Annotated in this window: 7 protein-coding genes; all 7 read right to left on the bottom strand. The window is 71.2% G+C overall.

Annotated elements, in window-relative coordinates:
• Positions 1 to 11: 11 nt before the first annotated feature.
• The 7 genes from SD455_RS06675 to SD455_RS06645 all read right to left on the bottom strand — a co-directional run bounded on the left by SD455_RS06675 (position 12) and on the right by SD455_RS06645 (position 11,870).
• Positions 12 to 971: a sugar phosphate isomerase/epimerase family protein gene (locus SD455_RS06675; protein ID WP_311025732.1), complete on the bottom strand. Its 960-nt coding sequence runs from the start codon at positions 969 to 971 to the stop codon at positions 12 to 14.
• Positions 972 to 1,243: 272 nt separating this feature from the next.
• Positions 1,244 to 1,783, bottom strand: a complete 540-nt coding sequence (locus SD455_RS06670) for an NUDIX hydrolase family protein (protein ID WP_070162639.1) — start codon at positions 1,781 to 1,783, stop codon at positions 1,244 to 1,246.
• Between the two features lie 78 nt (positions 1,784 to 1,861).
• Positions 1,862 to 4,180, bottom strand: coding sequence for a hypothetical protein (locus SD455_RS06665; protein WP_445507597.1), 2,319 nt, complete (start codon positions 4,178 to 4,180; stop codon positions 1,862 to 1,864).
• 96 nt (positions 4,181 to 4,276) lie between these two features.
• Entirely contained in the window at positions 4,277 to 4,909 is a 633-nt protein-coding gene (locus SD455_RS06660; protein ID WP_139827731.1) for a DedA family protein, read from the bottom strand.
• The gene (locus tag SD455_RS06655) at positions 4,897 to 5,979 is read right to left on the bottom strand and encodes a pseudouridine synthase (RefSeq protein WP_070162631.1); all 1,083 of its coding nucleotides are present in this window, start codon (positions 5,977 to 5,979) and stop codon (positions 4,897 to 4,899) included. Before SD455_RS06655 ends, SD455_RS06660 begins: the two co-directional genes overlap by 13 nt.
• A 77-nt stretch (positions 5,980 to 6,056) precedes the next feature.
• Complete coding sequence (locus SD455_RS06650; protein ID WP_083277810.1) at positions 6,057 to 6,779, bottom strand: VOC family protein; 723 nt, start codon at positions 6,777 to 6,779, stop codon at positions 6,057 to 6,059.
• 9 nt (positions 6,780 to 6,788) lie between these two features.
• Entirely contained in the window at positions 6,789 to 11,870 is a 5,082-nt protein-coding gene (locus SD455_RS06645; protein ID WP_445507596.1) for an ATP-dependent helicase, read from the bottom strand.
• Positions 11,871 to 11,878: the final 8 nt, after the last annotated feature.

Below are 11,878 nucleotides of genomic sequence, written 5' to 3'. Positions count from 1 at the left end.
CTCCGGCCCCGTCAGCGGATGCGCGTGCGGGAGCCGCAGCCGCAGAGGTGCTTCCGGGTGCGAGCGGCGATCGGCAGGGGGTCGTCGAAGGACGTCACCGGGTACATGTCCTGTTCGACGATGCCGAAGAAGGAGCGGCCGAGCTGCTCGAGCTCATCGATGACCTCGGAGAGGTCCGGAAGGCCGCCGGGCGGTTCGACCATGACACCGGCTTTGTTGGCGGCGGCCCAGGTGAGGTCGTCGCGGCGGACGACCTCCATGACCTCCGGGTCGATCTGCTTCAGGTGCAGGTAGCCGATGCGGTCCGGATGGCGCCGGATGAGCTCGGCGGAGGAGGCACCGCCGTACTCGGCATGGCCGGTGTCCAGGCACAGGCTGACCCGCTGTGGGTCGGTCTCCTCCAGGAAACGGAGGATCTCGTCCATGGAGCACACATGGGAGTCCGCGTGGGAGTGGAACTGCTGGGCCAGGCCGTACTTCTCTTCGAGCACCGCGCCCAGCTCGTCGTGGCCCTCGGCCAGGCGTCGCCAGCCGTCGGCGTCGAGGGTTCCGGGCTCCACCGCCTCGCCGGTGACGTCGTCGCGCCACATGGCCGGAATGACCACGATGTGCTCCCCGCCCACAGCGGAGGTCAGCTCGGCGACGCGGTGGATCTGATCCCAGGTGGCCTGGCGCTCGTCGGCCCCGGCGCGGTGGAAGGCGGTGAAGACCGTTCCGGCGGAGACCTTCAGATCCCGGGCGGAGAGCTCATCGGCCAGGCGGGAAGCGTCGGTGGGCAGGTATCCGTAGGGGCCGAGCTCGATCCAGTGATAGCCCGCCTCCACCACCTCGTCGAGGAACCGCTCCCAGGGGGTCTGCTGCGGGTCGTCCGGGAACCAGACGCCCCACGAGTCCGGGGCGGTGCCGATGAGGATGGGAGAGCGGGTGCCGTCCTCGGCGGTGCTGGGGGTGCGGGCGGGAGTGGTGGTCACTGCGGCCTCCTCGACGTCGTCGGCCGGTGGCGGCGACGAGCTGGTGATGACGTGGTGTGCACCACTCTGTCGCGTGGATGTTCTAATGTCAAGACATATTGCGTCAGCGGTCACTGAGGAGCGGTGAGTTGGTCTGGAGTTGTGGGTACTCGGCTCGATCGACTCGAGTTTCCACAACTCCGGACCAACTCAGCGGGAGGGGAGGGCGGGGGAAGGGAGGGCGCGGGGGCAAGTGGCGACGTCAGCCGCCCGGGTGCCGCGGACGAGGACGGTCAGCCGGCGAAGCCGACGTGCGCCAGGGCCTGGCGGACCAGCTGACCGCGTCCGCCGACGAACTCTCCCTGGACCTCGTCGCTGAGCACCTGCTCCGGAGAGAGCCAGGACAGCTCGAGGGCATCCTGGCGGGGCTGGCACTCGCCGGAGACCGGGACCACGTAGGCCAGGGAGACGGCATGCTGCCGGTCGTCCACCAGCCCGGTCTCGCTCGGGTAGGGGAAGTACTCCGCCACGGTGAAGGGTGTCGGCGACGGCGGGATCTGCGGCAGACACAGGGAGCCGAGGTCCTTCTCGATGTGCCGCAGCAGGGCTGCCCGAATCGTCTCCCGGTACATCACGCGACCGGAGACCACCGTGCGGTAGAAGCGGCCGTCGTCATCGGCCGTGTAGAGCAGCCCGACCTCGGTGACATAGCCCAGGGAGTCCTGGCGGACTGGGATGGCCTCCACGTAGACCATGGGGAGTCGACGGCGAGCCTCGTAGAGGTCTGCCTCGTTCAGCCATCCCGGGTTGGGATCGGGGGTGCGCACGCTCATAGTCCATTCATACCGCACCCCGGGCCTCTCCGCCCATGGGCGCACCCTGGGCACGCCGGATGAGTATGCCGGACGGTGTCAGATGATGTCGTCCACCGGGCGGCCCATGGCCGCGCGGCGTTCCGCGTGATTGATCCGGTGCCGTCGGGACTCGGTGGCCAGGATGACCACGAAGGCGCCCATGGCCGCCCCGATCGCCACCCACACCGAGGGCGTCTCGGAGAGCAGACGGGGGAACACGAGCCAGAACATGCCCCAGCCGAGGCCGAGCGCGATGGTCATCCGGCCGCGCTCCGTCATGGCGTAGAACGCGGTGATCCAGATGCATACCACCAGGCCGATCATGGCCCAAAGGATCGCCGGGAAGCCGGGGATCCGCACGCCCATGGCGGTCAGGGCGGCCGAGACGGAGGACATCGCCCCGACCAGGGCCCAGCCGGTGAACAGCCCCACCGTGGAGTCGGTGAAGCGGCGCTCGATGGTGTTCCGCGCGGTATGGAGCGTGAACTGACGGACGGCGTCCACCAGGGCCAGGGCCGCGGCCAGTGCGGCCAGCACAGCGACGGCGAGCATGCCCGCGTGCACGGCGGCCGTCCAGACCAGCATCATCAGCGAGGCGATGCCGACCAGCCAGCCCGAGCGACGCTGCCGGGGAGTCGAGATCTGTGTGGTGGTCCACTGATGGACCGCATGTCCCAGCAGTCCCAGCGCGATGACCGGCCAGAGCCAGTAGTGACCGGCGTCGGGGGTCAGCAGCGCGGCGTCGCCCGAATACCAGCCGTCCACCAGGGTCTCAAGTCCGTTGCCCCCGATGATGGCCGGACCGCCGAAGGCTCCCAGCATCCACAGCGCGGAGGCCAGCGCGGCCACCGCACTGACGCTGACGAAGATCTGGCGAGCCAGGTCGACGGCTCCCGGCCGCGGGTCGGGGTCCCGGGAGGGGAGGTTGTACGGCGGGATGTAGGTGTACAGGTCCTCCTCGTCATCCGCGTACTCGTCCGCGTCGTCGTCCTCATGGTCGGTGGCGGCCTCGATGGCGGCGGCCTTCTCCATGATCACGGCGCGCCGACGGGCGGCGCTGGCATCCTGCAGGCGCGTTTCCTCGGCCTCCTGCTCCCGAGCCTCCCAGGGGAGCGGGCGGCCGTCGTGCTTGGGCGGTCGCGGCAGGGGGATGCGGCTGGTGCGCGGGTCGCCGGTCTGGGCGTCGATCGGCGGCAGCGTGACCATGGTGGCATCCTCGTCCGGCAGGATGTCCGACGTCGGCAGCGGGGGATGCTCCTGCGCCCGCTGCGTGTAGGAGTCAAGCTCGGAGGCCGTCTGCTCGTCGGGGAGGTCGACGTCGTCGGCCTCGTCCTCCTCCAGGTGCGGTGGCAGGTCCTGGGCCGTGGCCTCCGGTTCTGCGGCCCCCTGGGAGGCATCAGTCGCGGCATCCGATGCTGGGCGGTCGGTGTCCTCGGCGACGGCGGTCGGCGGCGCAGCCACCGACGGCTCGTGCTGGTCGGCGCGGGGCTGGTCGGCGTGGTGCTGGTCGGCGTGGGGCTGGTCGGCGTGGGGCTGGTCGGCGTCAGGGTCGGCCTCTGCCTGGGGGTTCCAGCTCTGGTGCGTCCAGTCCTGGGCGGGCCAGTCGTCGTGGGTCCAGTCCTGGTGGGGCCAGTCCTGCCCGGTCCAGGCGTCATCGACGTCCTGGGGGAGTGCCTGCTCCTCCAGGGCGGCCTCCCCGTCGGAATCGGGGTCCACCACATGGCCCTGGGCTCGGCGCGGGTCCAGGGGAGCGGCGATCTGCTCCCCGGGCTCGGGCCGGCGGAAGGCGTGCGCGAGCTTCTCCGTGGCCGCGGCGAAACGCGCGTCCAGGGTGTCGAAGAACTCGCTGAGCCCGGCCTCCTTCTCTTCCGGGCGGGCCTCGGGAGGAAGCACAGGAGTCGGGCGGCTCATCCGCACCTCACCGGTGTCCGAGGACACTGCCGGCTGCGTGTCAGTGCCGGGGCCCGCCTCGGAGTCACGAGCAGCGCCGTCGTCGTCGGACTGTGCGCTCTCGGGCCCGGTCACGTCCGACTCTGACGTCGGATCCGCGGGCTCGGACGGGGCGGGCTCGTGCTGGGCGGGCTCAGTGATCTCGTGGGCGGCGGCCTCCGCGCCGATCACTCCGGACTCGGCGGGAGCCTCCAGGTCATCGGCTTCGGCGCCGGACTCGCTGTCCTGTCCAGGATCCGCTGCGGCGTCGTCGGCGGTCGCCTCGTCGCCAGGTTCGTCGACTGGCTCGTCGGCGCCCTGTTCGTCGTCGATCTGCTCGTCGGTTCCCTGCTCGTCGGCGCCCTGGAGCTCATCAGGATGCGGCTCGGGGTGCTCTTCTGCAGGGGCGGTGACCGACGGTGAATACTCTGAGGACCGGTCAGTCACGGTGCGTTCTCCCCTCGTGAGGAACAGGATGTGCGGGACAGCGGAGGTCCAGCTGTGTCAGGCGTGCGGAACCGGCCAGCAGCCCTCTGCCGAGGCTCAGGCCGAACTCGCACGTGATCGTCGCCGTCGCGCGGAGACCACGGCGATGATCAACCCCACCAGAGTACCTACTGCGACGGCGGCGACCGTGCTCGCCCACGGGGGGAGTCCCGTAGTTGTTCCCGTAATGTAACCTAGCCCGACCAGCCACAACGACCAGGTCACGGCCCCGGCGAGGGCGAGCGGCACGAGGAACGGCCAGGTCAGCCGCATCATGCCGGCGGTGGCCATGGAGGCGCAGCGGCCGCCGGGGATCGCTCGGATCAGCAGCAGCCCCACCCAGGTGGAGGCCCCGCCGGCTCTGATGGACAGGCGCAGCAGCTTGCGGTGGATGAGCCGTCCCCATTTCCACCGGTGCAGCACCCGGATCAGCTGGTACCGAAACAGCAGGTAGACGCCGATGTCGCCCAGCAGACAGCCCAGCGTGGTCACGGCGAGCACGAGGCCCAGGGGCATCAGCCCCTCGGCGGCCATGGACCCGGAGGCGATCACCATCAGTTCGGAGGGGAAGGGCGGCACGAAGGCGGTGAACGCCACGGCCATCAGCTGCGCGGCGAAGTACCACCAGCCCCACTCCTCGAGCAGCTGAGGGTCGTCCAGGGCCTGGGCTGCAGCGATCAGTCCGTCCACGGGGCTGCCTCCAGGGGGTTCGTCGTCGGTGCTTCCACCAGCGACCGGCGGGAGGTGAACGTCCTGGGCTCCCCGCTGAGGGGATCGATGAAGCTCAGGGTGCGGGCCAGCAGCTGCAGCGGGCGGTCGAAATCGTCGGGAGCGTCGTCGAGCAGCTCCGGGTAGAAGCGGTCGTGCAGGATGCCCAGTCCCAACAGGGCCATGTGGATGCGCAGCTGGTGGGTCTTGCCGGTGTGCGGGATCAGCCGGAAGTGCCCGACGGCGTCCCCGGCTCGGTTCCGGCCGGTGCTCAGCAGCTCGATGCGCGAGGAGGCGTTGGGCCCGGGCACCGGAGTGGTGCGCCGGCGCCCGCGCCTCGGGGCGCGACGATCCTGCGGGCGTCTGCCGGAGTCGGCGACCTCATAGGGCTGCAGCTCGGAGACCACGACGCCCTTGGTCTTGGTGATGCGGTTGCGCACGGTCAGCGGGAACCGGGAGGCGAACGACGGGGGACCACCATCCTTGGACCTCAGCTGGTGCTGCGGCTCGGCAGGCAGGGCGCTGACGCACTCATAGGTCTTGTCCGCCTGCCGGTTCTCGAACAGCAGCTGATAGGCCCCACGGGTGCTGGGTTCCTTGGAGAAGATCACGACGCCGGCGGTGCCCCGGTCCAGTCTGTGGATCGGAACGAGGTCGGGAAGGTCGAGGCGGCGGCGCAGGCGCACCAGCAGGGACTCCTGGACGTATCGGCCCGCCGGGGTGGTGGGCAGGAAGTGCGGCTTGTCGACCGCCACCAGGTGCTCGTCCTCGTGGAGGATCTCCTCGGTCACGGGCAGCGGACGCTCGTCGCTGACGGATCGGTAGTACCAGAGGAACTCGCAGGCGCCCAGCGGGGTGGAGGTCGTCAACGGCCGGCCTGCGGCGTCGACGACCTCGCCGTCGTCGAACCTGCGGGTGATGCCGCCGTGGTCGATGTGGCCGAAGGTCTCCAGCACGTAGTCGTGGATGGTCTCCCAGGGGCCGGTGCGAGGGAGCCGCAGGCGGGTGGCATTGACCCCGTCGCGAACGGGGAGGGGAGACGTCTGAGCCACCTGACCAGCGTACCGTCTGAGCTGAGCACGCCGAACCCGGCCGCTCGGCCGTCGCCGAGCCGCCTGCGGCTGCGGGCTCAGCCCCAGTCGGGGGCCTGGGCCTGGGCGATGTTCTCGTCGGGTGCGGTCAGCGGGTGGTTGACCTGCCAGGACATGCCGAAGCGGTCCTGCACCCAGGCGAAGTTCTTCGCGAAGTCGTAGTCGCCGGGCTCCATGAGGAAGCTGCCGCCCTCGCTGAGCTTCTCCACGATCTCGTCGAACTCGGTGGTGGTGTCCACCACCACGGCCACCGAGACCGACGGTGTGAAGCTGAACTCGTGCCGCACCAGGCTGTCCTGGATCATCAGCACCTGTCCACCCACGAGCACCTGGGCGGTGGCGACCAGCCGGGTGGGGGCCGCGGGCGTCGCCTCGGCATCCACCGTGGTCAGGTCCGTGCCGGTGGCCGGCGAGGGGTCTTCGTCGGTGGGCGTCACAGCGCCGTCGCCCGCTGAGGTGTCGCCCTCGTCCGGGGCCGTCCCTTCGGCGTCGTCATGCTCGACGCCGCCCTCGTCATCGGTGTCGTCATCGGCATCGAGGTCTGTCTCGTCGGCCGGGGCGCCCTCGTGCTCCTCACTCGCCGTGTCCTCCTCGACCTCGGCGACCTCGTCCTCGTCGCCGTTGCCTGCGTCGAAGATCTCGGTCCCCTCGGGGTGGTGCTGGATCTCGATGAGCTCGGCGTCCGGGAACGTCTCCAGGTAGAGGTCGATGGCCTCTTGGGCCTGACCTTGGAACATCAGGAACGGAAGGCAGAGAGTCATGGCATCAGCCTAACCGGAAAACCTCAGCCCCGACGGTGAGGAGTGGAAACCTGCACGGCGCAGGGCGTCCCCGAGCCGGGTGCCGAGCACCGGCTGCCCGTTGACACGTTCCACGGCCACGCGGCCGGTGCGGGCCTGGCGCAGGCGCTCGACCAGCGCCTGCGCGGCGGCCTCCAGCAGGTGCTCCTCCTCGGTGAACACCAGCAGAGTCCGGCCGCCCCGCTCCATATACAGCAGGAGCTCGCCGCGGTGGAGCACGACGACGGCGCCGGCCTTGCGTCCCGGACGGTGTCGGCTGTCCTCCAGGGCGGGCCAATCCAGGGCGGCGCCGTAGGCGTTGGCCGGGTCGGTGGCCGCCAGGACCAGCACCTCTCGGGCGGTCTCCGGGTCCACCGGGTTGGGGGAGGAGTGCTCCCAGGCGGAACGCGGCCCGCCGCCAGGGTGGTCAGCGGAGCGGGTGCCGTGCGTGGTCCCGGAGGGTCCCGGAGAGGCCTCAGAGGCCGCCCGGTCCTCGAGGGCGTCGGCGGTGGCCCGCAGAGAATCGATGGTGGCGGAGGTGGTGAACTGGGCGGCACCGAGCTGCTCGATGAAATAGCCGCGACGCACCTGCCCGGCGTCCTCCGCGCCGGCGAGCACCTTGTAGACGGCGGCGAAGCCTCCGGACAGCGGCGAGACGGCGCGCACCCTCTCGGATGAGAGGCCGGACGCCGTCCCGGATGACGCGCCGGGCGCGGTCCCTGTCCCAGGGGAACCGGTCTGCTGCTCGGCGAGCACCGAGCCGCGGGTCACCACGCCGTACCGGTCCAGCAGGATCTCCGCCCGGGCGTAGGCCAGGGTGGTCTGCTGCTCGGCCGCGGTCCCGTCCGCGGCCCCGGGCGCGGAGGACCACCGCACTCCCGCGGGCTGGCCGGGTGCGCCCCGGCCCCCCGGAGTCCGGGCACCGGCGGAGACGCCGCGCAGCGACCGGCGTGTCTCCACCGCCTGACGCAGCGCCATGCGCCGCGAGGTGTGCCGACTCCGCGTGGGCCGGGCGGTGGCCTTGTGCGCCGTCCGCCCGCCGGTGAGCATCCCGCGGATCGCGGAGAAGCTGTCCGGGACCACGCATCCTGCCCAGAACAGCTCCCAGAGCGCCTCCGAGACCTTCTCAGCCGATGTGCTCACGGGCCCGCCGTCACCGGCGGCGCTGGCCTCGCCCGCAGCATCGATTCCACCCTCACCACCGGCGTCCGCGGTCTCGGCGGGGCGTCTCCGAGCCAGCTGGTCGGCCAGCGCCTCGGGGAACCAGGCGCCGCCGCCGTCGAGGATCTCCAGGATCCAGCGCTGCAGCGCCGTGGGCGTGTGGTCGGCCCGCACGAGCAGGCCCGCCTCGGCGTCTTCGCGTGGGTGCAGGGCGACCCACCCGTCGTGCCCGGACAGGGCCCCCCGACCGGCCACCACCACCTCCCCGGCGCTGACCAGCTCGTCGAGCATCGACGGGCGATAGTCCCGGATCCGGGCAGGGAGTATGAACGCCTCCCAGGCGCTGGCCGGCGCGGCGACGCCGGAGAGCTGGGCGAGGACCTCCGTCAGGGCTCCCTGCCCCTCCATGCGGGTCTGCGGGGTGACCGACTGCCACTCCGCAAGGAACTGGGCGAAGGCCCGCGGCGGGACCGGCTCCACCTCGGCCCGCAGAGCGGCCAGGGAACGGCGGCGGATGCGGCGCAGCATCTCCACCTCACACCACTCGGACTGGCCCGGTGCCATGCGGTCCGGCTCCACATCGGGGCGGAACAGCCCTCGCACCAGCCTGGCCTGATCGGCCAGCCGCTCCAGCACCCCGGCGACGACGGCGGCCCCCAGTCCCAGCTCCGCAGCGGCCTCCTCCGTGGTGAAGGGTCCATGGGTCCGGGCGTAGCGGGAGACCAGGTCCTCCAGCGGGTCCTCGACCGGATCCAGGAAGACCTGAGGGATGCCCGGAGGCAGAGGGACGCCTAGCCCGTCACGCAGGCGTGAGGCGTCCTCCACCGCGGCATAGCGCTCCGTTCCGCGCCACCGTACGCGGAACGCCCGCTGCGCCGTCACCAGCGCCTCGGCATGGTCCCGGGCGGCGTCCACGTCCAAGGAGGGCGTCTCCGGGCCCTCCGCGAGTCCTTCGTCATCCACTGCCGGCGCCTCGGCCTCGGACCCGCGCAGGCGCGCCGCCAGCTCCTCGGCGCTCAGCGGTCCCAACAGGCGCAGCAGATCCGCGGCCCCCTCCTTGCCGCGCAGTCGCCGTGACGGTGCCAGACGCTGCGCGTGGGCCACCGCGTCGGCGATGATGCCGGCGTCCAGGAAGTCCCGCAGCTCCACCCGGCCCAGCAGCTCGCCGAGCAGCTCCGGGTCCACCGACAGGGCGGCCGCCCGCCGTTCCGCCAGCGGGGAATCACCCTCATAGAGGTACTGGGCGATGTAGCCGAAGAGGATCGACTGGGCGAACGGCGAAGGCCGCTGGGTGGTGGCCTCCACCATCCGGATGCGCCGTCGGCCGATCCGGCCCATCACCTCCAGCAGTGCGGGCATGTCGTAGACGTCCTGCAGGACCTCCCGCATGGCCTCCATGATCATCGGGAAGTCCGGGTGCCCGGAGGCGACCTCCAACAGTTGGGAGGACCGCTGGCGCTGCTGCCACAACGGGGTGCGCTGGCCCGGGTTCTGCCGCGGCAGCAGCAGCGCGCGCGCAGCGGCCTCCCGGAAACGTCCGGCGAACAGCGCCGAGGAGCTGACCTGAGCGGTCACGACCTCCTCCAGCTCCTCAGGCTCGAACCGGAACAGCTCCGCCCCTGGGGGATCGTCGGCCATCATCGGCACCCGCAGCACGATGCCGTCGTCGGAGGCCAGCGCCGAGCCGTCCAGCCCGTAGCGCTCGTGCAGGCGTTCGCCCACCGCCAGCGCCCATGGCGCATGGACCTGCATGCCATAGGGAGAGTGGAGGATGATCCGCCAATCGCCCAGCTCATCGCGGGTCTGCTCCACCACCAGGGCGGTGTCCGAGGGCAGGGTGCCGGTGGCCTCCTGCTGCTCGGCCAGGTACCGGATCAGGTTCTCCCGGGCCCAGAGATCCATGCCCAGTGCGCGCAGGCGGGCGCCGACGGCGTCGTCGTCCTCGGTGTGGACCTCCCGGTGGAACCGCCCCAGCGCCTCACCCAGCTCCGCGGGACGTCCCAGCCCGTCGCCGCGCCAGAACGGCAGGGAGGCCGGCTGCCCGAAGGCTGGGGTGACCAGCACTCGGTCGAAGGTGATCTCCTCGATCCTCCAGCTGGTGGCCCCCAGGGCGAAGACGTCGCCCACCCGGGACTCATAGACCATCTCCTCGTCCAGCTCTCCGACCCGACGGCCTCCGGTCCGCGCGGAGCCGGACTCCTCGCCGCCGGCGAGATACACGCCGAACAGGCCCCGGTCCGGGATGGTGCCGCCGGAGGTCACTGCGAGCCGCTGGGCGCCGGGGCGGCCTGTCAGGGTGCCGGCGTCGCGGTCCCAGACGATGCGCGGCCGCAGCTCCGCGAACCGGTCGGAGGGGTACTTCCCGGCCAGCAGGTCCAACGTGGCCTCATAGGCGGAGCGCGGCAGGGAGGAGAACGGTGCGCTGCGCCGCAGCGTCTCGAACCAGTGCTCCACGTCCAGCGAGTCCAGTGCGACGGCGGCCACCGTCTGCTGAGCCAGGACGTCCAGCGGATTGCGGGGGATGTGCAGCGCCTCGATCTGCCCGGCCAGCATGCGCTCCACGACGACGGCGGTGGACACCAGATCCCCGCGGTGCTTGGGGAAGAACCAGCCCATCGAGACCTCACCCACCTGGTGACCGGCGCGGCCGATGCGCTGCAGTCCCGAGGAGACGGCGTGCGGGGCCTCCACCTGGATGACCAGGTCCACCGCGCCCATGTCGATGCCCAACTCCAGGGAGGATGTGGCCACCACACAGCGCAGCCGACCGGCTTTGAGGTCTTCCTCCACGATCTTGCGCTGCTCCTTGGAGACCGAGCCGTGGTGGGAACGGGCCAGATCCGGAGGCGGCGCGTCGTCGCCCTCAGCGCCGCCGGCGACTTCACCGCCCCCACCGCCGCCATCGCTCGCCGCGTCGTGTGGCTGCTGCCGTTCGTGCCAGATCTCGTTGAGCCGGCCGGTGAGCTTCTCGGCCAGCCGTCGGGAGTTCACGAAAACGATTGTGGAGCGGCGCGAGGCGACCAGGTCCACGATCCTGTGTTCCACATGCGGCCAGACGGAGGGCTGCAGCGGCTGGGTGCCCCCGCCGTCGGTGAGCCTGCCGTCGGGGAGCTCAGCGAGCCCGGCCCAGTCCGCGCCGTCGGAGTCCTGACCGGGGAGCGGGCCGTGCGGATTGGCCAGATCCTCCACCGGAACCGACACGGTGATGTCCCACTGCTTCTCCGCCGGCGGCGCGACGATCTCCACCGGCTGCCGGCCTCCCAGGAAGCGTGCGACCTCCTCGCGGGGCTCCACCGTGGCGGAGAGGCCGATGCGTTGGGCGGGGGAGTCCAGCAGGTCGTCGAGCCGCTCCAGGGACACCGCCAGGTGGGCTCCCCGCTTGGTACCGGCCAGGGCATGCACCTCGTCCACGATGACCGTGGAGATCCCCGTCAGCGTCTGTCGCGCCTGAGAGGTCAGCATCAGGTACAGCGACTCAGGGGTGGTGATCAGGATGTTCGGAGGGCGGCGCACCAGATCTCGGCGCTGTTTGGAGGTGGAGTCTCCGGTTCGCACCCCTACGGTGATCTCGGCGGGCTCTTCGCCCAGGCGGCGCGCCGTGTGCGCGATGCCCACCAGCGGGCTGCGCAGATTCCGTTCGATGTCCACCCCGAGGGCCTTCAACGGGGAGATGTAGAGCACCGTGGTGCCCTCGGCAGGCTCTGCGAAGAGCCTGTCCACCGACCAGAGGAACGCGGAGAGGGTCTTTCCGGAACCTGTGGGCGCGACCACCAGGGCATGGCGACCTTGGGAGACCGCGTCCCAAGCGCCGGCCTGCGCGGCGGTCGGCGCTCCGAAGGAGGCGGTGAACCACTCCCGGGTGGGCGCGGTGAAGGGCGCGAGCGCTTCCCTCAGATCGGGTGAGGCATCCATGGACGTCA

The organism is Nesterenkonia sp. K-15-9-6 (assembly GCF_052656005.1).
Note: the sequence above shows the minus strand (reverse complement) of the source record. Positions and strands in the feature narration are given on the sequence as shown.

Coding starts and splice junctions, on each gene's coding strand:
- SD455_RS06670 (WP_070162639.1), bottom strand. CDS start 1,783: ATGAGCGTGCGCACCCCCGATCCCAACCCGGGATGGCTGAACGAGGCA.
- SD455_RS06650 (WP_083277810.1), bottom strand. CDS start 6,779: ATGACTCTCTGCCTTCCGTTCCTGATGTTCCAAGGTCAGGCCCAAGAG.
- SD455_RS06645 (WP_445507596.1), bottom strand. CDS start 11,870: ATGGATGCCTCACCCGATCTGAGGGAAGCGCTCGCGCCCTTCACCGCG.